The organism is Pseudomonas sp. MOIL14HWK12:I1 (genome assembly GCF_000510705.1).
Classification (GTDB): Bacteria; Pseudomonadota; Gammaproteobacteria; order Pseudomonadales; family Pseudomonadaceae; genus Chryseomonas; species Chryseomonas oryzihabitans.
Genome location: NZ_AZNY01000009.1, coordinates 153165 through 174806 on the forward strand (window position 1 = coordinate 153165; position 21642 = coordinate 174806).

19 protein-coding genes and 4 tRNA genes are annotated in these 21642 nt (G+C 64.0%); 6 read left to right on the forward strand and 17 right to left on the reverse strand.

Annotation, left to right across the window (positions count from 1 at the left end; all coding sequences use genetic code 11):
• Positions 1-2 precede the first annotated feature (2 nt).
• The 4 genes from PSEK12I1_RS0108000 to PSEK12I1_RS0108015 all read right to left on the reverse strand — a co-directional run bounded on the left by PSEK12I1_RS0108000 (position 3) and on the right by PSEK12I1_RS0108015 (position 380).
• Positions 3-78: transfer RNA gene (locus tag PSEK12I1_RS0108000), tRNA-Gly, on the reverse strand.
• Between the two features lie 4 nt (positions 79-82).
• A tRNA-Glu gene (locus PSEK12I1_RS0108005) sits at positions 83-158 on the reverse strand.
• A gap of 64 nt (positions 159-222) precedes the next feature.
• Positions 223-298: transfer RNA gene (locus PSEK12I1_RS0108010), tRNA-Gly, on the reverse strand.
• Between the two features lie 6 nt (positions 299-304).
• A tRNA-Glu gene (locus PSEK12I1_RS0108015) sits at positions 305-380 on the reverse strand.
• 171 nt (positions 381-551) lie between these two features.
• Between PSEK12I1_RS0108015 and PSEK12I1_RS0108020 the strand changes: the two genes are divergently transcribed.
• Positions 552-1319 carry a hypothetical protein gene (locus PSEK12I1_RS0108020; protein WP_231501052.1) on the forward strand — a complete coding sequence of 256 codons (768 nt, stop codon included), beginning with the start codon at positions 552-554 and terminating at the stop codon, positions 1317-1319.
• A gap of 24 nt (positions 1320-1343) precedes the next feature.
• Here PSEK12I1_RS0108020 and PSEK12I1_RS0108025 read toward each other — a convergent pair whose 3' ends face one another.
• From PSEK12I1_RS0108025 to msrB, 4 genes are all read right to left on the reverse strand, one after another.
• Complete coding sequence (locus PSEK12I1_RS0108025; protein WP_027601224.1) at positions 1344-1832, reverse strand: GAF domain-containing protein; 489 nt, start codon at positions 1830-1832, stop codon at positions 1344-1346.
• Complete coding sequence (locus PSEK12I1_RS0108030; protein ID WP_007162233.1) at positions 1829-2716, reverse strand: ATP-binding protein; 888 nt, start codon at positions 2714-2716, stop codon at positions 1829-1831. The genes PSEK12I1_RS0108025 and PSEK12I1_RS0108030 overlap by 4 nt, the downstream gene beginning before the upstream one ends.
• 103 nt (positions 2717-2819) lie before the next feature.
• Positions 2820-3305, reverse strand: coding sequence for a glutathione peroxidase (locus PSEK12I1_RS0108035; RefSeq protein ID WP_027601225.1), 486 nt, complete (start codon positions 3303-3305; stop codon positions 2820-2822).
• Positions 3302-3703, reverse strand: coding sequence for a peptide-methionine (R)-S-oxide reductase MsrB (msrB, locus tag PSEK12I1_RS0108040; RefSeq protein WP_027601226.1), 402 nt, complete (start codon positions 3701-3703; stop codon positions 3302-3304). The genes PSEK12I1_RS0108035 and msrB overlap by 4 nt, the downstream gene beginning before the upstream one ends.
• 155 nt (positions 3704-3858) lie before the next feature.
• Here msrB and PSEK12I1_RS0108045 point away from each other — a divergent pair, with 155 nt between their 5' ends.
• Positions 3859-5070: a pyridoxal phosphate-dependent aminotransferase gene (locus PSEK12I1_RS0108045; protein ID WP_027601227.1), complete on the forward strand. Its 1212-nt coding sequence runs from the start codon at positions 3859-3861 to the stop codon at positions 5068-5070.
• 193 nt (positions 5071-5263) lie between these two features.
• The gene (gene htpX, locus PSEK12I1_RS0108050) at positions 5264-6142 is read left to right on the forward strand and encodes a protease HtpX (protein ID WP_007162229.1); all 879 of its coding nucleotides are present in this window, start codon (positions 5264-5266) and stop codon (positions 6140-6142) included.
• A 39-nt stretch (positions 6143-6181) separates the two neighbouring features.
• Here the strand turns inward: htpX and PSEK12I1_RS0108055 are convergent, their stop codons facing one another.
• Both PSEK12I1_RS0108055 and PSEK12I1_RS0108060 read right to left on the reverse strand, forming a co-directional pair.
• A complete protein-coding gene (locus PSEK12I1_RS0108055; RefSeq protein ID WP_027601228.1) occupies positions 6182-7357 on the reverse strand; it encodes a VWA domain-containing protein in 1176 nt (391 codons plus the stop codon).
• Positions 7358-7364: 7 nt separating this feature from the next.
• Complete coding sequence (locus tag PSEK12I1_RS0108060; RefSeq protein WP_027597705.1) at positions 7365-8198, reverse strand: MoxR family ATPase; 834 nt, start codon at positions 8196-8198, stop codon at positions 7365-7367.
• 110 nt (positions 8199-8308) lie between these two features.
• Here PSEK12I1_RS0108060 and cysK point away from each other — a divergent pair, with 110 nt between their 5' ends.
• The gene (cysK, locus tag PSEK12I1_RS0108065) at positions 8309-9283 is read left to right on the forward strand and encodes a cysteine synthase A (protein WP_007162226.1); all 975 of its coding nucleotides are present in this window, start codon (positions 8309-8311) and stop codon (positions 9281-9283) included.
• A gap of 99 nt (positions 9284-9382) precedes the next feature.
• On the opposite strand, the gene PSEK12I1_RS0108070 is transcribed toward cysK, so the two are convergent.
• The 5 genes from PSEK12I1_RS0108070 to tig all read right to left on the reverse strand — a co-directional run bounded on the left by PSEK12I1_RS0108070 (position 9383) and on the right by tig (position 17370).
• Complete coding sequence (locus tag PSEK12I1_RS0108070; protein WP_027597704.1) at positions 9383-11239, reverse strand: SurA N-terminal domain-containing protein; 1857 nt, start codon at positions 11237-11239, stop codon at positions 9383-9385.
• A gap of 174 nt (positions 11240-11413) precedes the next feature.
• Positions 11414-13810 (reverse strand): endopeptidase La, encoded by a 2397-nt coding sequence (lon, locus tag PSEK12I1_RS0108075; protein WP_027601229.1) that lies wholly within the window; start codon positions 13808-13810, stop codon positions 11414-11416.
• A gap of 126 nt (positions 13811-13936) precedes the next feature.
• Complete coding sequence (clpX, locus tag PSEK12I1_RS0108080) at positions 13937-15217, reverse strand: ATP-dependent Clp protease ATP-binding subunit ClpX (RefSeq protein ID WP_007162223.1); 1281 nt, start codon at positions 15215-15217, stop codon at positions 13937-13939.
• Positions 15218-15327: 110 nt separating this feature from the next.
• Positions 15328-15969, reverse strand: coding sequence for an ATP-dependent Clp endopeptidase proteolytic subunit ClpP (gene clpP, locus PSEK12I1_RS0108085; protein WP_007162222.1), 642 nt, complete (start codon positions 15967-15969; stop codon positions 15328-15330).
• 90 nt (positions 15970-16059) lie between these two features.
• A complete protein-coding gene (gene tig, locus PSEK12I1_RS0108090) occupies positions 16060-17370 on the reverse strand; it encodes a trigger factor (protein WP_027601230.1) in 1311 nt (436 codons plus the stop codon).
• Between the two features lie 279 nt (positions 17371-17649).
• On the opposite strand from tig, the gene PSEK12I1_RS0108095 reads away from it, so the two are divergent.
• On the forward strand, positions 17650-18957 hold the full coding sequence (locus PSEK12I1_RS0108095; protein ID WP_007162220.1) for an Nramp family divalent metal transporter: 1308 nt from the start codon (positions 17650-17652) through the stop codon (positions 18955-18957).
• Between the two features lie 55 nt (positions 18958-19012).
• A complete protein-coding gene (locus tag PSEK12I1_RS0108100) occupies positions 19013-19963 on the forward strand; it encodes a 2-hydroxyacid dehydrogenase (protein WP_027601231.1) in 951 nt (316 codons plus the stop codon).
• 17 nt (positions 19964-19980) lie between these two features.
• Here PSEK12I1_RS0108100 and PSEK12I1_RS0108105 read toward each other — a convergent pair whose 3' ends face one another.
• Entirely contained in the window at positions 19981-20427 is a 447-nt protein-coding gene (locus PSEK12I1_RS0108105; RefSeq protein ID WP_169742432.1) for a hypothetical protein, read from the reverse strand.
• Between the two features lie 98 nt (positions 20428-20525).
• Positions 20526-21482 carry a LysR family transcriptional regulator gene (locus PSEK12I1_RS0108110; protein WP_027601232.1) on the reverse strand — a complete coding sequence of 319 codons (957 nt, stop codon included), beginning with the start codon at positions 21480-21482 and terminating at the stop codon, positions 20526-20528.
• Between the last annotated feature and the right edge of the window lie 160 nt (positions 21483-21642).

Consider the following 21642-nt stretch of genomic DNA (forward strand, 5'->3'; position numbering starts at 1 on the left):
TTTGGAGCGGGAAACGAGACTCGAACTCGCGACCCCGACCTTGGCAAGGTCGTGCTCTACCAACTGAGCTATTCCCGCAATATGGCGTCCCCTAGGGGACTCGAACCCCTGTTACCGCCGTGAAAGGGCGGTGTCCTAGGCCACTAGACGAAGGGGACGAAACCTCTTTCCGCAAGGCCTTTCACCTTGCATCCGCCTGCCCTGAGGCAACCGGACTGTATTTGGAGCGGGAAACGAGACTCGAACTCGCGACCCCGACCTTGGCAAGGTCGTGCTCTACCAACTGAGCTATTCCCGCAATTTTTGGCGTCCCCTAGGGGACTCGAACCCCTGTTACCGCCGTGAAAGGGCGGTGTCCTAGGCCACTAGACGAAGGGGACCAGGTAGAATCCCTGAGGACTCCGGCCTACCACTCGGCTGACGCTTGCCGCCGTTGGGAGTGCGCGCATTCTAGGGAGCCTTACCCTGGGCGTCAATAGCTGATTAAATACTTTTCAAATCAACGACTTCGCTCGTACGACAAACGGCGGGCAAGCACCATGGAGAAGGTCATGTCCTCAACGATGATTGCAGCGGTAGTGGGGCTTGGCATCCTCCTGTTGATCATGATCGCCTTCGTCAACCAGAAGCTCGAAGCGGGACGCCTGGAAAAGCAGCGCCTGGTCGCCGACCTCACCGACCGCATCAAGCGCTGCGCCCAGCTGGGCGGCAGCCTGCCCGGGCAGCTGATGACCCCGGCGCTAAAGCAGCTGTTCCATCGCATCGAACTGGGGCTGATCGCGCGCCTCGCCGCCCTGCAGGCCCCTTCCGCCAGTCTCACCGCGCGCAAGACCGAACTGGAAGAAGTCCTGGCCAAGGGCGATGACATCGAAGTCGCCAACGCGGCCCGGCCGGTGCATACCGAGGCGCGGGTCAAGGAAGTCCGCGGCTACATGGAGATGCTCCATGCACTCGTCGCCCATGCCAACCAGATCGGCATTCTCGACGGCCAGGAGGCGCAGCGCTGGGTCGGCGAGATGCGCTATCTGCTCACGGCGACCTATGTGGAGTTCTTCCGCTACCAGGCCGAACAGCAGATCAAGAGCGAGCACTACATCCAGGCGCGTCAGTCCTACGAGCGGGCGATCATGCAAATTCGCAAGCAGCAGCAACCCGAGCGCTATACCGAGTTGCTAGCCCATCTGGAGGAGCAGATCGCCCAGGTGAAACGCCAGCAGAGCGAACTGGCCGAGCAGGCCAGCAGCAGCGCCAACGAGCTGTCGGACAGCGTGGATACGCTCAAGGACGACAGCTGGCGCAAGAAGAACGACTACGAGTGAGGGCTTCCCTGCCCTCCCCGTCGATCAGCAATCGGTCGCGGCCAGAAACGCCTCTACCAGGGCTTCGATACCGGCCTGATCCGCGGCGCTGAAGCGCGCCGGATGCGGACTGTCCAGATCCAGCACGCCGATCAGGCGACCGCCCTGGACCAGCGGCACCACCAGTTCGCTGCGCGACGCGGCGTCACAGGCGATATGCCCGGGAAAGGCATGGACGTCCTCGACGCGCTGGGTACGCCGCTCGCGGGCCGCCGCGCCGCACACGCCCTTGCTGAAGGGAATGCGCATGCAGGCCACCTTGCCCTGGAAGGGGCCGAGCAGCAGCTGGTCGTCACCCTCGACGAAATAGAAACCGGCCCAGTTCAGGTCCGGTACTTCCTGATAGATGAAGGCCGACAGCTGGGCGGCATTGGCCACCAGATTGCGCTCGCCGGCCAGCAGGGCTTCGACCTGGGCGGCCAGCATGGCATAGCCCTCGAGTCCGGCCCCTACGCCCGTCAGTTCTACGGTCATGCTTTCTCCAAGAGTTTAAGCCCGACCCACTGCCGGGCGAATTGATAGGCGCAGCGACCGTTGCGGTTGCCGCGACCGGACGCCCAGCGGATGGCCTCGCGATCCGCTTCTTCCGACCACTCCAGCTGCAGTCCGGACTTGCCGGCCAGGGCCGCGCACCAGTGGCGCACCACGGCCAGATAGTGATCCTGGGTAAAGGGATAGAAGGACAGCCAGAGGCCGAAACGATCCGACAGGGCGATCTTGTCTTCGGCCGCTTCGCTGGGGTGCAGTTCGCCGTCGACGTGCTCCCAGTTGGCATTGTCGCTCTGCCGCTCGGCCACCAGGTGGCGGCGATTGGAGGTGGCATAGAGCACCACGTTGTCCGGCGCCTGCTCCAGGGAGCCGTCCAGCACGCTCTTGAGCACCCGGTAGTCGTCGCTGCCGGAGTCGAAGGAGAGGTCATCGCAGAACACCACGAAGCGCTGCGGCTGACCGGCGAGTTGCTCAACGGCGCGCGGCAGATCGGCGAGATCGTCGCGTTCGATTTCGATCAGCCGCAGACCCTCGCCGGCATATTCCGCCAGCAGCGCCCGGATCAGCGACGACTTGCCGGTGCCCCGGGCGCCCCACAGCAGCGTGTGATTGGCCGGCAGTCCGGCCACGAACTGACGGGTGTTGCGGGCGAGTTGATCGCGTTGGCGATCGATACCCAGCAGATCGGCCAGGCGCAGTTCCAGATTGACCTCGAGCGGCTGCAGATAGCCGCCATGGCCTTCTCGACGCCAGCGCGCCGCATAGCAGTGCTGCCAGTCCAGCGGTTCGCGACGATGGGGCAACAGGGGTTCGAGGCGCTCCAGCACCTGCCGGGCGTGGAGCAGAAAGTCTTCTAGGGAGGCATTCACGGGGATGATCCTTGACGAAAAGAGAAAGCGGGTCAGCCGCCCTTCAGGCCGGGCATTATCGTATGACTTTTACCATCCAGACAAAGCCCGGCTGGAGGGCCCCCTAGGAGGCCAGCGCCTGGCGGACATGCTTTTCCAGCTGAGACGGACGGGTGATGGGCGCGAAGCGCTGCACACGCCCCTGCGCCGGCGTGACGAGAAACTTGGTGAAGTTCCAGCGGATCGCGCCACCCAACAGCCCTGGCGCTCTCTTTTTCAGCGCGACGAACAGCGGATGGGCACCGTCACCATTGACGTCGAGCTTGGCCATCACCGGAAAGCTGACGTTGAAGCGGGTCAGGCAGAAGGTCTGAATCTCGGCATTGCTGCCTGGCTCCTGGCCGCCGAACTGATTGCAGGGAAAGACGATCACTCGCAGTCCTTCGGCCAGATAGCGCTGCTGCAGCGCCTCGAGGCCGTCGTACTGGCGAGTGAAGCCACAACGGCTGGCGGTGTTGACCACCAGATAGGCCCGCGCCGGCCAGTCGGCCAGGCAGGCCCGTTGGCCATCGGCGGTCTCGAACGGCAGGCTGAGGAGGTCCCTGATCACGCGGATGCCCTGGCTTGCAGCTGCAGCGCCACCGAGTTGATGCAGTAGCGCAGGCCGGTCGGCGGCGGACCGTCGGGGAAGACGTGGCCCAGATGGGCGTCGCAGCGGGCGCAGAGCACCTCGACGCGGTGCATGCCGTGGCTGAAGTCTTCCTTTTCCCGCACCGCCTCGCCATCGATGGGTGCGTAATAGCTGGGCCAGCCGCAGCCGGAATCGAACTTGGTGCTGGAGTCGAACAGCGCCAGCTCGCAGCAGGCGCAGTGATAGACGCCGGGCGTCTTGGTGTTGCAGTAGGCACCGGTATAGGGTCTTTCGGTGGCGGCCAGGCGACAGACGCGAAACTGATCGTCGGTCAGGCGCTCACGCCAGTCTTCCGGGCTACGCTGTACTTTTTCCATGATGACCTCTCTGGATGCCGGCGCATCTTTTGTAACAGGCGATGCGGCCGTATGATTCCCGCTCAGTCTGGCATCCGCCCCCGGATGCTGCCAAGCGCCGGTCGGCGTCCGTCCCCGCCGAGTTTTTCTCGCCCTTTTCCAGGATTCATTTCCCCATGCAGGTCTCCAAGTCGAACAAGCTCGCCAATGTCTGCTACGACATCCGCGGCCCGGTCCTCAAGCATGCCAAGCGCCTTGAAGAAGAAGGCCACCGCATCCTGAAGCTCAACATCGGCAATCCGGCGCCCTTCGGCTTCGAGGCGCCCGAGGAGATCCTGCAGGACGTCATCCGCAATCTGCCGACCGCCCAGGGCTACAGCGACTCCAAGGGCCTGTTCAGCGCGCGCAAGGCGGTGATGCAGTATTGCCAGCAGAAGCGCATCGAGGGTGTCGGCATCGAAGACATCTACCTGGGCAATGGCGTCTCCGAGCTGATCGTCATGGCCATGCAGGCGCTGCTCAACAACAACGACGAGGTGCTGATCCCGGCGCCGGACTATCCGCTGTGGACCGCCGCGGTCAGCCTGGCCGGCGGCAAGCCGGTGCACTACCTGTGCGACGAACAGGCCGGCTGGTTCCCCGATCTGGCCGACATGGAAGCCAAGATCACCAGCAACACCAAGGCGCTGGTGCTGATCAATCCGAACAACCCCACCGGTGCGGTCTACTCCAAGGCGGTGCTGGAAGGCATCGTCGAGCTGGCGCGGCGGCACAACCTGGTGCTGTTCTCCGACGAGATCTACGACAAGATCCTCTACGACGAGGCCCAGCACATCTCCACCGCTTCCCTGGCGCCGGACGTGCTGTGCCTGACCTTCAACGGCCTGTCCAAGTCCTATCGCGTCGCCGGCTTCCGGTCGGGCTGGCTGATCGTCTCGGGGCCCAAGCACCGCGCCCACAGCTATATCGAAGGCCTCGACATCCTCGCCAACATGCGCCTGTGCGCCAACGTGCCGGCGCAGCACGCGATCCAGACCGCGCTGGGCGGCTACCAGAGCATCAACGACCTGGTCCTGCCGCCCGGGCGCCTGCTGGAACAGCGCAATCGCACCTGGGAGTTGCTCAACGACATCCCCGGGGTCAGCTGCGTGAAGCCGATGGGCGCTCTCTACGCCTTCCCGCGGATCGATCCCAAGGTCTGCCCCATCCACAACGACGAGAAATTCGTCCTCGACCTGCTGCTGTCGGAAAAGCTGCTGGTGGTCCAGGGCACCGCCTTCAACTGGCCCTGGCCCGACCACTTCCGTGTCGTCACCCTGCCCCGCGTCGATGACCTGGAGCAGGCGATCGGCCGCATCGGCAACTTCCTCGGCGGCTACGCCCAGTAGCGGCAAAGCATTTCCGGGTCTTTCACCGGTTGGCACCCCCAGCGGCGTCAACCGGCGCTGGCGCTCGCGCGCTGGCCGCCGCCAGCCCAACCGGCCGGCAGACGACACAGTTTGCAATAGTGGAAACGTTGAACGGACCGGGACGGAACCTTATATAGCCGGCAGATAAACCTGTGAGGAGCTGTACCCCACCATGATGCGCATTCTGTTGTTTCTGGCTACCAACCTGGCGGTGCTGATCGTTGCCAGCATCACCTTGAAGGTGCTTGGCGTGGATCGCTACACCGGTCAGAACTATGGCAGTCTGCTGGTGTTCTGTGCCGTGTTCGGTTTCGCCGGCTCGCTGGTCTCGCTGTTCATCTCCAAGTGGATGGCGAAGATGAGCACCCGCACCGAGGTCATCAGCCAGCCGCGTACCCGCCATGAGCAGTGGCTGCTGCAGACCGTCGAAGAGCTGGCCCGCGAAGCCGGCATCAAGACGCCCGAGGTCGGCATCTTCCCGGCCTACGAGGCCAACGCCTTCGCCACCGGCTGGAACCGCAACGACGCCCTCGTCGCGGTCAGCCAGGGCCTGCTCGAGCGTTTCTCGCCCGAAGAGGTGCGTGCGGTGCTGGCCCACGAGATCGGCCACGTCGCCAACGGCGACATGGTGACCCTGGCGCTGATCCAGGGCGTGGTGAACACCTTCGTGATGTTCTTCGCCCGGATCTTCGGCAACTTCGTCGACAAGGCCATCTTCAAGAACGAGGAAGGCCACGGTATCGCCTACTTCGTGACCACCATCGTCGCCGAACTGGTCCTGGGCATCCTGGCCAGCATCATCGTCATGTGGTTCTCGCGCAAACGCGAATTCCGCGCCGACGAAGCCGGTGCGCGCCTGGCCGGCCCCAACGCCATGATCGGCGCCCTGCAGCGCCTGCGTGCCGAACAGGGTATCCCGGTGCAGATGCCCGACACCCTGAACGCCTTCGGCATCAATGGCTCGCTGAAGAACGGCCTGGCCGGTCTGCTGATGAGCCACCCGCCGCTGGAAGACCGCATCGAAGCCCTGCGCCGCTACGGCCAGCGCTGAGTTCGAGCGATGAAAAAACCCGGCCAAGGCCGGGTTTTTTCATGGGCGGGTCAAGCTGCGGATGGCTTCGCCCAGGCCTTCGCCGGTCAGGGGGAACATGCGCTGCCCCATCAGCTCGCGCAACAGGCCGATGGAGGTGCTGAAATCCCAGCCATCGCGTGGATAGGGATTGAGCCAGGCAGCCCGCGGAAAGTGCTGGCACAGCCGCTGGATCCAGAGCGCGCCGGGCTCTTCGTTCCAGTGTTCGACGCTACCCCCCGGGTGGGTGAGCTCATAGGGCCCCATGCTGGCATCGCCGACGATCACCAGGCGGTAGTCCGCGCCATAGCGGCGCAGGAGCTCGCCGGTCGCCAGCCCCTCTTCGTGGCGCCGGGCATTGTCCCGCCAGACGCGTTCGTAGACGCAGTTGTGGAAGTAGTAGTACTCCAGGTGGCGGAACTCCAGGCGGCAGGCGCTGAACAGCTCGCTGCACAGCTGTACATGCAGGTCCATGGAGCCGCCGACATCGAGCAGCAGGAGCACCTTGGTCGCATTGTGCCGCTCCGGGCGATAGCGCACGTCCAGCAGCCCGCCCTCGCGCGCCGTGGCCGCGACGGTCTCCTCCAGATCGAATTCCGCTGCCGCACCCTGGCGAGCGAAGCGCCTGAGCCGGCGCAGGGCCAGTTGCAGGTTGCGGCGGTCCAGGGGCGCGCGGTCATCCAGATTGCGGAAGTCGCGCTGCTCCCAGACCTTGGCCGCCCGCCCCTGGCGGGTACCAGCTTCGCCCACGCGCACACCGAAGGGATTGTAGCCACCGCTGCCGAAGGGACTGGTACCGCCCGTGCCGATCCATTTGTTACCGCCGGCGTGCCGCTCGCGCTGTTCGGCAAGACGCTGCCGCAGGGTCTCGAGCAGCTCATCGAGGCCACCCAGGGCCTGCAGCCGCTGGCGATCCTCCTCCGACAGCCGCCGCTGCAGCTCCAGCCGCAGCCAATCCGCGGGAAGCGCCTGCGCATCCGGCGCACGCTCCGACCTGGCCAGCTCGCCGGCATAGACCTGGTCGAAACGGTCGAAGAAGCGCTCGTCCTTGACCAGCAGGGCGCGCGCCAGCAGATAAAAGGCCTCGGGATCGGCCACCGCCAGGCCGGCATCCAGGGCAGCGTGCAGATCCAGCAGTTCGCCCAGGGACACCGGGATGCCCGCGGCCCTGAGTCGAGTGAAGAAATCGAGGAACATGCCGCGCTCAGCTCCGCCGCCGGCGCATGAAGGCCTGGCGTTCGAGCAACTGCAGATCCTGTTCGTTCTTTACCAGGGCACCTGCCAGGGGCGGCAGACCGCCCTCGCCGTGCAGCGCCCGCTGCGCCGCCTCATCGCCCAGCAACAGCGCCAGCCAGTCCACCAGCTCCGAGGTGGACGGCTTCTTCTTCAGCCCCGGCACGCTGCGCAGGTCGAGGAAGAGATCCAGCGCCTCCTTGACCAGGCGCCCTTGGAGATCGGGATAGTGCACCTGGACGATACGTTCGAGGGTGTCGCGCTCGGGAAAGCGGATGAAGTGAAAGAAGCAGCGGCGCAGAAAGGCGTCCGGCAGTTCCTTTTCGTTGTTGGAGGTGATGATGATGACGGGTCGCCGCTGGGCACGAATGGTCTCGCCGGTCTCGTAGACATGGAACTCCATGCGATCGAGTTCCAGCAGCAGGTCGTTGGGAAACTCGATGTCGGCCTTGTCGATCTCGTCGATCAGCAGCACCACCGGATCCTCGGCGGTGAAGGCGTCCCACAGCTTGCCCGGCTTGATGTAGTTCGCCACCTCCTGCACCCGGGGATCCCCCAGCTGGGAATCGCGCAGGCGACTCACAGCGTCGTACTCATAGAGCCCTTGCTGCGCCTTGGTGGTGGACTTGACGTGCCAGGTGATCAGCCGCGCCCCCTGGCTCTCGGCCACCTGCTCGGCCAGCAGCGTCTTGCCGGTGCCCGGCTCGCCCTTCACCAGCAGCGGACGCCCCAGCTGGATGGCGGCATTGACCGCCAGACTGAGTTCGGCCGTGGCCACATAACGCTCGGTACCCTGAAAGGCCATCACTGATCCTCGGCAGCTGTTTCGCCTGACGATAGCACGCCGCACCTGGGCTGGACGCCATCGGACGCAAGGCCTAGGCTGCGAGTTTTCCGCGCCGTACAGGATCCGCCATGAGCCGCATCTTCGCTGACAACGCCCAGTCCATCGGCAACACGCCGCTGGTCTACATCAATCGCCTCGGCCCCAAGGGCGTCACCCTGCTCGCCAAGATCGAGGGACGCAATCCGGGCTATTCGGTCAAATGCCGTATCGGTGCCAACCTGATCTGGGACGCCGAAGCCAAGGGGCTGCTCAAGCCCGGAATGAGCCTGGTGGAGCCCACCTCGGGTAATACCGGCATCGGCCTGGCCTATGTCGCCGCCGCCCGTGGCTACCGCCTGGTGCTGACCATGCCGGCCTCCATGAGCCTGGAGCGGCGCAAGGTGCTCAAGGCGCTGGGCGCGGAGCTGGTGCTGACCGAGCCGGCCAAGGGCATGAAGGGCGCCATCGAGAAGGCGCGGGAGATCGCCGAGAGCGAGCCCGATCGCTATTTCATGCCGCAGCAATTCGACAACCCGGCCAACCCGGCCATCCATGAAAAAACCACCGGCCCCGAGATCTGGAACGACACCGATGGCGCCATCGATGTGCTGGTGGCCGGCGTCGGTACCGGCGGTACCCTGACCGGCATCTCGCGCTTCATCAAGAACACCAAGGGCAAGCCGATCCTCTCGGTCGCCGTGGAGCCGGAAACCTCGCCGGTCATCAGCCAGACCCTGGCCGGTGCCGAGGTGAAGCCCAACCCGCACAAGATCCAGGGCATCGGCGCCGGTTTCGTACCCGGCAACCTGGACCTCGCCATGGTCGATCGCGTCGAGCAGGTGAGCGATGAGCAGGCCAAGTTGATGGCCCAGCGCCTGATGCGCGAGGAAGGCATTCTCTGTGGCATCTCCTGCGGCGCCGCCATGGCGGCCGCGGTCCGGCTGGCCGAGACGCCGGAGATGCAGGGCAAGACCATCGTGGTCATCCTGCCGGATTCCGGTGAGCGCTATCTGTCGACGATGCTCTTCGATGGCCTGTTCGACGAGCAGGAACTGGTTCAGTAACGCCCGCAGCCCCGCTCTCCCCTGAGGGCGCCACCGGAGAGGCCTGGACCGCGTTACCACCGCCCAAGAAAAAGCCCGGTTTCCCGGGCTTTTTTCGTATCAGAGATGCTTGATCTCGGCCTTGGCATCCAGGGCCCGACGGTAGGCCGCGAAATCGACCTGGCCGGCGCGCGAGGCGAGGTAGCGACGATACAACGCCTTATCCTCGGCACTCAGGGCTTCCTTGGGCACCCCGACACCCTGCAGCCGGATCAGGACGAAGTCACCGTTCTGCAGGCTGACACCGGCATAGGACGGCTTGTCGCCTTCCGGCTTGGCCATGCGGAAGGCCGCCTGCAACACCTGAGGATCGATACCCTCCTGGTTGCGGGTGGCGGCTTCGACGGTACGCCAGTCGCCCGCCACGGCCTTGCCGCCGTCGCGCAGGGTCTTGAGCTGCTGCTCACCCGTCTGCTTGGCCACGGCTGCGGCCTTTTCCTGGGTCAGGCGGGTCACGATCTCATTTCTGACCGCATCCAGAGGTTGCAGCTGCGGCGTACGGTGCTCCTTGTCACGAATCACCACCAGGGTCTCCGGATCCAGTTGCAGCGCGGTGCTGTTGGCCCCGTTGCGCAGGACGTCTTCGCTGAAAGCCGCCTCGATCACCTGGCGGTTGGCGGTCAACCCCTCGCCGCCTTCACGACCGAAGGGCGCGCTGGTCTTGACCTGCAGGCCCAGCTCCTGGGCCGGCTGGCCCAGGTCGGAGGACTCATAGGCGGAGCTTTCCAGCTTGCGGCCCGCTTCCACGAACAGGCGATCGGCGTCTTCCGCCTTGAGCTGCTGTTCCAGACGCGGCCGGACGCTGGCCAGGGTGGGCACTTCCGGTGCCTGTACGCCCTGCAGCTTGATCAGGTGCCAGCCAAAGCTGGTGCGCACCGGAGCCGACACCTGCTGCGGTGCCAGCGCATAGAGCGCCTCTTCGAAGGCCGGATCATAGACGCCGCGACCGGCAAAGCCGAGGTCACCGCCATTGGCCGCCGAGCCCGGGTCCTGGGAGAACTCCTTGGCCAGCTTGGCGAAGTCCTCGCCCTTCTTCAGGCGTTCCTGGATCTGCTGGATCTTGGCCTTGGCCTGCTCGTCGTTCTGCTTGTCATTGACCTCGATGAGGATATGGGCGGCGTCACGCTGCTCCGACAGATTGGCGATCTCGGATTTGTAGGCGGCCTGCAGGCGGCTTTCGTCGACCTTGGCCTTGGCCAGGAAGGCATCCTTCTTCAGCTCGACGTACTCGATGACCACCTGCTCGGGGGTCATGAAGGCGTTCTTGTGGCTGTCGTAGTAGGCCTGGATCTCGTCCTGGGTCGGCGTGATGCCGGCCGGCGAGGCCTTGACGGTACGCAGGGCGAAGTCACGGGTCTGCCGTTCGAGGGCCGCAAAGGCCTCGATATCGGCATCGGTGACGAAGTTGCTGCCGACGATGCCGGCGCGCAGCTGACCGATCAGCATCTCGTCGCGCAGGAGATCGCGGAATTGCAGGCGGTTGTAGTTCATCTGGCGAACGGCCTGATCGAAGCGCTGCGGATCGAAACGCCCTTCGGTCTGGAATTCGGGGGTATTGAGGATCAGCTGATCCAGTGCCTGCTCGGAGAAGGCGAAGCGATCGGCCTTGGCGCTCTGCAGCAGCAGTTGCTTGTCGATCAGTGCCTTGAGCGCGGATTCGCGCAGCAGACGGTCATCCAGGGTGGACGGATCGAACCCCTGCCCCAGTTGCTGCTGCAGCTGGCGACGCTGCATTTCCACGGCCTGGGCCAGCTCCGTCTGCTTGATCTCGTCGCCATTGACCAGCGCGACGGCGCCCTGGTGACCCGTGGCGCGGATGATCGCTTCGAAGCCGGTCAGTGCCATCAGCAGGATGATGAATCCGATGATGACTTTGGCAATCCATCCCTGCGAACGGTCCCTGATGTTTTGTAGCATGTTCCCCCCACGAGCTGTGGCCGGACCGGCCATGGCGAAATCGTCGAATAGCAAATAGCGAAAAGGCGCATCTCGAGATGCGCCTTTTCGTCGATCAAGGACCTTGCATCCAGCAGGACGGCGGAACACCAGCAGCTTCAGCTGGGGGCCCGCCCATCAAGCCCAGGGGCGCCGTCAGTGGGTACTGACGCGCTCCTTGCCTTCCTGATCCCGCTTCTCGTCCTTGCTGACGAGCTCCGGACCATCGTCCGGAAGCGGCTCCGGCGTGTATTGCAGCGCAACCTCCAAGACCTCGTCAATCCATTTGACCGGCTTGATCTGCAAGTCGGCCTTGATGTTGTCCGGAATGTCCCGCAGATCCCGGACGTTTTCTTCCGGAATGATCACGGTACGGATGCCGCCGCGGTGGGCTGCGAGCAGCTTTTCCTTGAGGCCGCCGATGGCCAGCACCTGACCACGCAGGGTGATCTCGCCGGTCATGGCCACGTCGGCGCGTACCGGAATGCGGGTGGCCGCCGACACCAGCGCCGTGCACATGCCGATACCGGCACTCGGACCGTCCTTGGGCGTGGCGCCTTCGGGAACGTGGATATGGATGTCGTGCTTCTCGTGGAAGTCCCTGGGGATACCCAGACTGCGACCACGGCTGCGGACCACCGTCAGGGCCGCGGTGATGGACTCGGCCATCACGTCGCCCAGCGAACCGGTCTTGATCATCTGACCCTTGCCGGGGACCACGGCGGACTCGATGGTCAGCAATTCGCCACCCACCTGGGTCCAGGCCAGGCCGGTGACCTGACCGATCTGATCCTGCTGCTCGGCCAGACCGTAGCGGAACTTGCGGACGCCCAGCCAGTGCTCCAGGGTGTCCACGGTGACACTGGCGGTACGCTCCTTGTTCAGGGCGTGCTGCTTGACCACCTTGCGGCAGACCTTGGCCACCTGACGCTCCAGACTGCGCACGCCCGCTTCACGGGTGTAGTAGCGGATGATGTCGCGCAGGGCCGCTTCATCGAATTCCACCTCGCCCTTCTTCAGGCCGTTGGCCTTGACCTGCTTGGGAATCAGGTAGCGGGTGGCGATGTTGACCTTCTCGTCCTCGGTGTAGCCAGGCAGCCGAATGACTTCCATGCGGTCCAGCAGCGGCGCCGGAATGTTCATGGAGTTGGCGGTGCAGACGAACATCACGTCGGAGAGGTCGTAGTCCACCTCGAGGTAATGGTCGTTGAAGGTGTGGTTCTGCTCCGGATCCAGGACCTCGAGCAATGCGGAGGCGGGATCGCCGCGCATGTCGTTGCCCATCTTGTCGATTTCGTCGAGCAGGAACAACGGGTTGCGCACCCCGACCTTGGTCATCTTCTGGATCAGACGACCCGGCATGGAGCCGATGTAGGTGCGGCGGTGACCACGGATCTCGGCTTCGTCACGCACGCCACCCAGGGCCATGCGCACGAACTTTCGACCGGTGGAGCGGGCGATGGACTCGGCCAGCGAGGTCTTGCCCACGCCGGGCGGACCGACCAGGCACAGCACCGGGCCCCGCACCTTCTTCACGCGCTTCTGCACGGCGAGGTATTCGAGAATGCGCTCTTTCACTTCCTCGAGACCGTAGTGGTCCTTGTCGAGGACTTCCTCGGCGCGGCCCAGGTCCAGACGCACCTTGCTCTCGGCCTGCCACGGCACGTTCACCAGCCAGTCGATGTAGGAGCGCACCACGGTGGCTTCGGCCGACATGGGCGACATCTGCTTGAGCTTGTTCAGCTCGGCATTGGCCTTGGCGAGGGCATCCTTCGGCAGACCGGCGGCCTCGATGCGACGCTTGAGGTCGTCGACCTCGTTGTGTCCTTCATCGATGTCGCCCAATTCCTTCTGGATGGCCTTCATCTGTTCGTTGAGGTAGTACTCGCGCTGGCTGCGCTCCATCTGCTTCTTGACGCGGCCACGGATGCGTTTTTCCACCTGCAGCAGGTCGATTTCCGCATCCAGCAGGGCCAGCACGTGCTCGACGCGGGGGCCCAGCTCGGTGATCTCGAGGATCTCCTGCTTCTGCTCGATCTTCAGCGCCATGTGCGCGGCCATGGTATCGACCAGGCGGCTGGGATCTTCGATGCTGTTGAGGGAAGACAGCACCTCGGCGGGGACCTTCTTGCCGAGTTGCACGTATTGCTCGAACTGGCTCATCAGGCTGCGCGAGAACACCTCGGATTCGCGATCCGGGGCTTCGCTGTCCTCGATCAGGGTGACCAGGGCACGGGCATAGGCCTGGTTCTCGACGAAGGACTCGATACGGCCACGCTGCTCGCCCTCGACCAGGACCTTGACGGTGCCGTCGGGCAACTTGAGCAGCTGGAGAACGGTGGCGACCGTACCCATGTGATACATGTCATCCGCGGCGGGATCGTCGTCGCCGGGATTCTTCTGCGCGACCAGCAGGATCTGCTTGTCGCCAGCCATGGCGGCCTCGAGGGCCTCGACGGACTTTTCCCTTCCGACGAACAATGGGATGACCATGTGGGGATAGACCACTACGTCACGTAGGGGCAGCAGGGGAAGTTCTATCGTCGTAGTCATGGGATACGGGTCTCGGCAAATAATCGGCCGCAGATGCGGTTAAGGCCTCGGTTTTCTCTAACATGAGGTTGGGCGCCGCAAAATACAACCGTCGCTGAAATGAAAAAGGGGCCGAAGCCCCTTTTGTCACGCGTCCGGCGCCGCTTTGGCGGGCTCGCTGTTCTCGTAGATGAGCAGCGGCTGGGAACTCCCGTCGATGACGCTCTCGTCGATGACCACCTTGCTGACCTCCTTCTGCGAAGGAATCTCGTACATGGTCTCGAGCAGGATGCCTTCGAGGATGGATCTCAGACCCCGGGCACCGGTCTTGCGCTCCAGCGCCTTGCGGGCAACCGCCTTGAGCGCGTCGGGACGGAATTCCAGATCCACGTCTTCCATCTCGAACAGCTTGGCGTACTGCTTGGTCAGGGCGTTCTTCGGCTCGGTCAGGATCTGCATGAGTGCAGGTTCATCCAGCTCGTCCAGGGTCGCAATGACCGGCAGACGACCGACGAACTCGGGGATCAGACCGAACTTGACCAGATCCTCGGGCTCGGCGTCACGCAGGGATTCGCCGATCTTCTTGCCCAGTTCCTGGCTGCGCACCTCGGCATTGAAGCCGATGCCGCCGCCCTTGGTGGAACGGTTCTGGATGACCTTTTCCAGGCCGGCGAAGGCGCCGCCACAGATGAACAGGATGTTGCGCGTATCGACCTGCAGGAATTCCTGCTGGGGATGCTTGCGGCCACCCTGGGGCGGAACCGACGCCACGGTACCTTCGATCAGCTTCAGCAGCGCCTGCTGCACGCCCTCGCCCGAGACGTCACGGGTGATGGAGGGGTTGTCGGACTTGCGCGAGATCTTGTCGATCTCGTCGATATAGACGATGCCCATCTGGGCCTTTTCCACATCATAATCGCACTTCTGCAACAGCTTCTGAATGATGTTCTCGACGTCTTCACCCACGTAACCGGCTTCGGTCAGAGTGGTGGCATCGGCGATGGTGAAAGGTACGTTGAGCAGGCGCGCCAGCGTTTCCGCCAGCAGGGTCTTGCCCGAACCGGTCGGACCGATGAGCAGGATGTTGCTTTTGCCCAGTTCGACGTCGTCTTTCTTCTCGCGCTGATTCAGACGCTTGTAATGGTTGTAGACGGCAACGGCGAGGACCCGCTTGGCACGCTGCTGACCAATGACATACTGGTCGAGGATGGCGCTGATTTCCTTCGGCGCTGGCAGCTTGTGCGCATTGCTTTCGGCCTGAGCTTCCTGGACTTCCTCGCGGATGATGTCATTGCACAGGTCGACGCATTCGTCGCAGATGAAGACGGAGGGTCCAGCGATCAATTTACGTACTTCGTGCTGACTCTTGCCGCAGAAGGAGCAGTAAAGCAGCTTGCCGTTATCGTCGCTATTGCGCGTATCTGTCATTCGATCGATCCAATGGAATGTGCTTACATCAACAAGATGGAGCCTATTGCACGGTTTTTCAAGCCTACCTGCCCAAACGACCGGCGTCTGGGCAGGTGGTCGAGGCGGGGTCAGGCGGGGATGTTGCGCTTCTCGAGGACCTTGTCGATCAGGCCGTAGGCGACGGCTTCGGGGCCACTCATGAAGTTGTCACGGTCGGTATCGCGGGCGATCACGTCCATCGGCTGACCGGTGTGATGCGCCAGCACCTTATTCAGACGCTCGCGGATGGTCAGAATTTCACGGGCGTGAATTTCGATGTCCGAAGCCTGACCCTGGAAACCGCCCAGGGGCTGGTGAATCATCATCCGCGAGTGCGGCAGGCAGAAACGCTTCTCGGCGGCGCCGCCTGCCAGCAGCAGGGCGCCCATGCTGCAGGCCTGGCCGATGCAGATGGTGGAAACGTCGGGCTTGATGAACTGCATGGTGTCGTAGATCGACATGCCGGCGGTCACCGAACCACCCGGGCTGTTGATATAGAGGTGGATGTCCTTGTCAGGATTCTCCGCTTCCAGGAACAGCAGCTGGGCGACGACCAGGTTGGCCATGTAGTCCTCGACCTGGCCGACCAGGAAGATGACCCGCTCCTTGAGCAGCCGGGAGTAGATGTCGTAAGCGCGCTCGCCCCGGGCGGATTGCTCCACCACCATGGGTACCAGACCGCCAGCGGCTTGAATATCGGGCATGGATTGCATGTATGAATTGCGGGACATGTCCTGCACTAGCTCCCTATCTGGATGACCTGTCAAAAACACATAAGCCAGCACGAGGCTGGCTTAGGTGAACTAGCAACTGGAGGCAGATCAGGCTGCTTGCGGAGCCTCGGCCGGTTTGACCGCGTCCTCGTAGGAGACCTGCTTGTCGGTGACTTTTGCCTGCTTGAGGACAGTATCCACGACTTGTTCTTCCAGTACAACCGAACGCACTTCGTTCAGCTGCTGCTCGTTCTGGTAGTACCACTTCACTACCTGCTCGGGCTCCTGGTAGGCCGCCGCCATCTCTTCGATCAGCTCGCGAACGCGGGCGTCATCGGGCTTGAGCTCGAACTGCTTGACCATCTCGGCGATGATCAGACCCAGCAGCACGCGGCGCTTGGCCTGCTCGCTGAACAGCTCGGCCGGCAGCTGCTCGGGCTGGATGTTGCCGCCGAACTGCTGGACGGCCTGGACGCGCAGACGATCCACTTCGTTGCTGATCAGGGCAGCCGGGACGTCGATCTGGTTGGCAGCCAGCAGACCGTCCATGACCTGGTTCTTGACCTTGGTCTTGAGGGCCTGGCGCAGCTCGCGCTCCATGTTCTTGCGCACTTCGGCGCGGAAACCTTCGACGGTGGTCTCTTCCACACCGAACTGCTTGAAGAAGGCTTCGTTCAGCTCAGGCAGCTCGGGCGCGGCCACTTCCTTGACGGTGACCTTGAACTGGGCGGCCTTGCCGGCCAGATCCAGGTTCTGGTAGTCCTCGGGGAAGGTCAGGTCGAGCACGCGCTCGTCACCGGCCTTGGCGCCGATCAGACCGTCTTCGAAACCGGGGATCATGCGGCCCGAACCCAGCACCAGCTTGGTGCCTTCGGCGGAACCGCCAGCGAAGGCTTCGCCGTCCTGGGTGCCGACGAAGTCGATGGTGACCTGGTCGTCGTTGGCGGCAGCGCGGTCAACGGCTTCGTAGCGGGTGCCCTGCTTGCGCAGCACGTCGAGCATCTTGTCGATGTCGGCGTCTTCGACGCTTGCGTCCTGACGCTCGATCTCGATGCCGTCCAGGCCCTTCACTTCGAACTCGGGGAAGACTTCGAAGGTGGCGACGTATTCCAGGTCCTTGCCCTTTTCGAACACCTTGGGTTCGACGGCGGGTGCGCCGGCCGGGTTGAGCTTCTGCTCGACAACGGCTTCGTAGAAGGTTTCCTGAATGAGATCACCCAAGGCTTCCTGACGAGCCGAGGCTTCGTAGCGCTGGCGGATGACGCTCATGGGTACCTTGCCCGGGCGGAAACCGGGAACCTTGGCACGCCGTGCAGTCTGCTGCAGACGCTTGTTCACTTCGGTTTCAATACGCTCGGCCGGCACGCCAATGGTCATGCGACGCTCGAGAGCAGAGGTGTTTTCAACGGAAACTTGCATGGATATTCCTCGTGGCACAAGAACAGGCCGGCACTCCGACCCCCCAGAATCAAGGGCGACCATTCTAGAGACAGTCTCAGGCGAAGTCACCTGGCTTGATCCAGCGGTGCGTACGGGTGCCACCGAAGCGAGCCCGGCCGAGCCCGAGGAAGGCAACATTTTGTCGCCCGCTTAAAGTTGTACGACGTCGTATGTAGTGCTAAACCCAGAGGGCAAGCTAACGAAAATGCCGCCTGCGGCCCATTCACAACAACAACAATCGTTAGGAGAGCCGCCCCCATGGAGCGATCCGGTTCCGTCGAAAAATCCGTAACCCTGAACAAGGCGCAAGGCTCCGGCCTGCGCCGCCTGGCGAAGCTGCTGGGCCCCGGCATCATCGCGGTGCTGTCCTGGCTGGGCGCCGGGGACCTCATCACCTCCTCGGTGGCGGGCGCCAACTACGGCTACGCCATGATGTGGGTGCTGGCGGTGTCCCTGCTGCTGCGCTTTCTCATCGTCAACATCATTGCCCGCTTCCAGCTGTGCAATAACCGCGGCATGTCGATCCTGGAAGGCTATGCCCAGCTGCACCCGGCGTTCGCCTGGTTCATGCTCGGCTATGCGCTGATCATGGGGCACCTGACCAATGCCTATATGCTCAAGGGCGCGGGCGAAGCCCTGGCCACCCTGCTCCACCTCGACCAGCCGCTGCTCTGCTCGGCGGCGGTGGTGATCGCGGTCTGGCTGCTGGTGGGCCGCAATTTCTATGCGCTGATCGAGGGCGTGATGAAACTGCTGCTGGCGGTCATGACGCTGGCGTTCATCACCCTGGCGGTGATGTCGGGTCCGGACCTGGGCGGCATCCTGCGCGGCACCATTGGCTTCAGCATTCCGCCGGACGAAGGCGTGCACGGCGCCCTGCTGGTCGCCGTATCGGTGATCGGCGCCGTGGCCGGCTCCATCGCCAACTTCGTGCATCCCTATGTGATGAAGGAAAAGGGCTGGACCGGCCCGGAACACAAGCGCATCCAGCGCAACGACCTGCTCTTCGCGGTGGTGGTCGGCATCGTCATCAACCTGGCGATCTGGGTGGTCGGGGTGGAGATCCTCAGACCCAATGGGTTGCAGGTGAACACCCTGAGTGACCTGGGCGCGGCCCTGGAGCTGTTCTTTGGCGCCGGCGGCTGGCTGATCTTCTTCACCGGGGTCTTCGCCACCCTGTTCGCCAGCGTGGTGGGCAAGACCACCGCCTTTCCCATGCTGATCACCGATGCCCTGCAGCACATCCGTCCGGAGCGCCGCGAACGCTATGGCAAGACCTTTCACAAGGACCCGGCGCACAAGTGGTTCCTGCTCTTCATCCTGGTGACGCCGCTGGTGTGGTCGCTGCCGGGCATGCCCGACTTCGTGACCCTGACCATCGGCGTGAATGCCCTCAACATCGTCGGCCTGCCGGTGATCTCCCTGGGTCTGCTGATCATGTCCAACCAGAAGTCGCTGCTGGGCGACAAGTACCGCAACAACTGGTTCGAAAACCTGGCGCTGGGCTTTGCCACCCTGCTGGCGATCTGGGTCGCGATTCAGCTTGGCCTGCAGCTGCTGGGCTAGGTCCTCCCCCTTCAGGGGCGGATTCGCCGCCCCTGCCTCTTCAAGGAGTCTAGAGATGCCTGAACAGAACGAACGTCCGCTGCTGCTGCAGGTAGGTCCGCTGTTGCCTGCCCTGCAGGACGCCCTGAATTCACGCCATGAGGTGCTGCGACTCTGGGAGGCACCCGATCAGGCCGCCCTGCTCGCCGCGCGTGGCCAGGACGTGGTGGCCCTGGTCACTTCCGGTGTGCACGGTGCAACACGCGAGCTGATGAGCGCCCTGCCCGGTCTGCAGGCGGTGTTCAGCTTCGGGGTGGGCTACGACAGCATCGACATCGCCGCGGCACGGGATCTGGGCGTGGTGGTGAGCAACACGCCTGGCGTGCTGGACGACTGCGTCGCCGACACCGCCTTCGCCCTGCTGATCGACGTGGCGCGGGGCATCAGCGCCGCGGATCGTTTCGTGCGCCGCGGCGATTGGCGGCAGGGTAAGTTTCCGCTGACCTCGCGCCTGGCCGGCAAGACCTGCGGCATCGTCGGCCTGGGCAACATCGGCAAGAGCATCGCCCGGCGGGCAGAAGCTTTCGGCATGGAGGTGGCCTATCACGGACGCCAACCGCAGCCGGACGTCCCCTATCGTTATCATGCCGAGCTGGAAGACCTGGCGAAGACGGCGGATTTCCTCGTCCTGTCGCTGCCCGGCGGACCAGCCACCGACAAGCTGGTCGACGCCCGGATCCTCGCCGCCCTGGGACCGCACGGCTATCTCATCAATATCGCCCGCGGCAGCGTAGTCGACGAGCCCGCCCTGGTGGCCGCCTTGCAAGCGGGCAGCCTGGGTGGCGCCGGCCTGGATGTCTTCGCCGAGGAGCCCGAGGTACCCGCGGCCCTGCTGGCGCTGGACAACGTGGTGCTCACCCCGCACCTCGGCAGCGGCACCCACGAGACCCGCCAGGCCATGGCCGACCTGGTGCTGGCCAACGTGGAGCGCTATTTCGCCGAGGGGCGCCTGGTCACGCCGGTCTGACGGATGCGAACCGCGGGTTACTCGATGGCCGGCAGGGTCTTGCCGCGGATGCGGCGCGCCAGGGAGTCGTAGATCTCGCGGCAGCCTTCGGCCCAGAAGCGGTCGGGATCGTCCTGGGGTTCGAGGGCGACGGAGAATTCGCCCTCGCGCTCCTTCAGCACGAAGTGGTCATTGGTATAGAAGAAGGACAGGCCGATAGCGAAGGTCTGGGGCGTGCCGGCGAGGTCATCGACGATCACCGTGAGGTCATAGCGGGCATAGACCTCCAGTTCGCGCACGATATTGCCATCCACGCGCTTTTCCAGGCCCAGCCCGGCATCCACCTGATCGGCCGGGGTGAGGCCCAGGTAGCGGGTGAAGCAATCCGGCAATTCATGCAGGCGGCGCTCCAGTCCCTGCCAATAGGCTTCTTCCCGCTCGGCCGCCTTGCTCAGCGCCTGACTCAATGCCTGATATCGTTCCATTGCCGTTCCCATCTGTTCACTGGAGGCCGTCGACGGACGACCGACAGCTCTGAGACCCCAGCCGGGTCCCGGGGTGCCGCACCGATCGGCAACGGGCTTCAGGGCGTCGGCCAGCCCAGCACTGGCGTGCGGGTTTCACCCAGCAGGAAGTCGCGATTGGCGTCGGTGCAGGCGCGCAGGTAGTCGGTCACCAGGGTGATGCGCCGCAGGCGGCGCAGGTCTTCGCGGTAATAGAGCCAGAATTGCCGGGTGATCTGGATCTGCTCCGGCAGCAGCGCCACCAGCCGCGGATCGGGCTCGGCGACAAAGCACGGCAGGATCGCCAGGGCGTGCCCGCACAGGGCCGCCTGGTACTGGGCGATCACGCTGGTGCTGCGCAGGCCGCTGCTGGCCTCGGGCAGGATCCGCTCCAGATAGAGCAGCTCGGGGCTGAAGGCGAGATCGTCGACATAGGTGATGAATCTATGACGCTGCAGATCGGCCAGCTGCGCGATGGGCGGATGGCTGGCCAGGTAGTCGGCGGTGGCATAGAGCCGCAGGCGGTAGTCGCAGAGCTTGCGACAGACGTAGGGCCCGCGCTCGGGCCGCTCCAGGGTGATGGCGATGTCGGCTTCGCGGCGCGAGAGATTGACGAAGTGCGGCACCGGCAGCACCTCCAGGGTGATGCCCGGATAGCGATCCTGGAAGAAACTCAGCTGGGGCGCGACGAAGTAGCTGCCGAAGCCTTCGGTGGCGCCGATGCGCACCTGGCCGGAAGGCGCCAGCCGGGTATCGGAGATCTGCTCGCAGGCGGTCTGCAGGGTGCTCTCCAGGGTTTCCGCGTGCACCAGCAGGCGCTGGCCTTCCATGGTGAGGCTGAAGCCGGTGCTGCGCGACTTCTCGAACAGCAGCGCGCCCAGCGCCTTCTCCAGGGCGGCGATCCGCCGCGACACGGTGGTGTAGTCGACCCCCAGGCGCCGGGCGGCCGCGCTGGCCTTCTGGGTGCGCGCCACTTCGAGGAAGAATCTGAGGTCGTCCCAGTCGAGACGCGCAGCCGGGTTATTGGATTTTTGCATATCGGTCGGGCGTTTTTGTCGGAAGCCAGGAGACTTTTGCCGGAACTATACTGCTTACCAGGTCGCGTCACGAGCGGTGATGGCGCGAACCTCTGCTAGCCAACAACAATAACGAGCAGGCCACCATGACCCACCCTCACGCCCCATCCCGGCGCCAGGC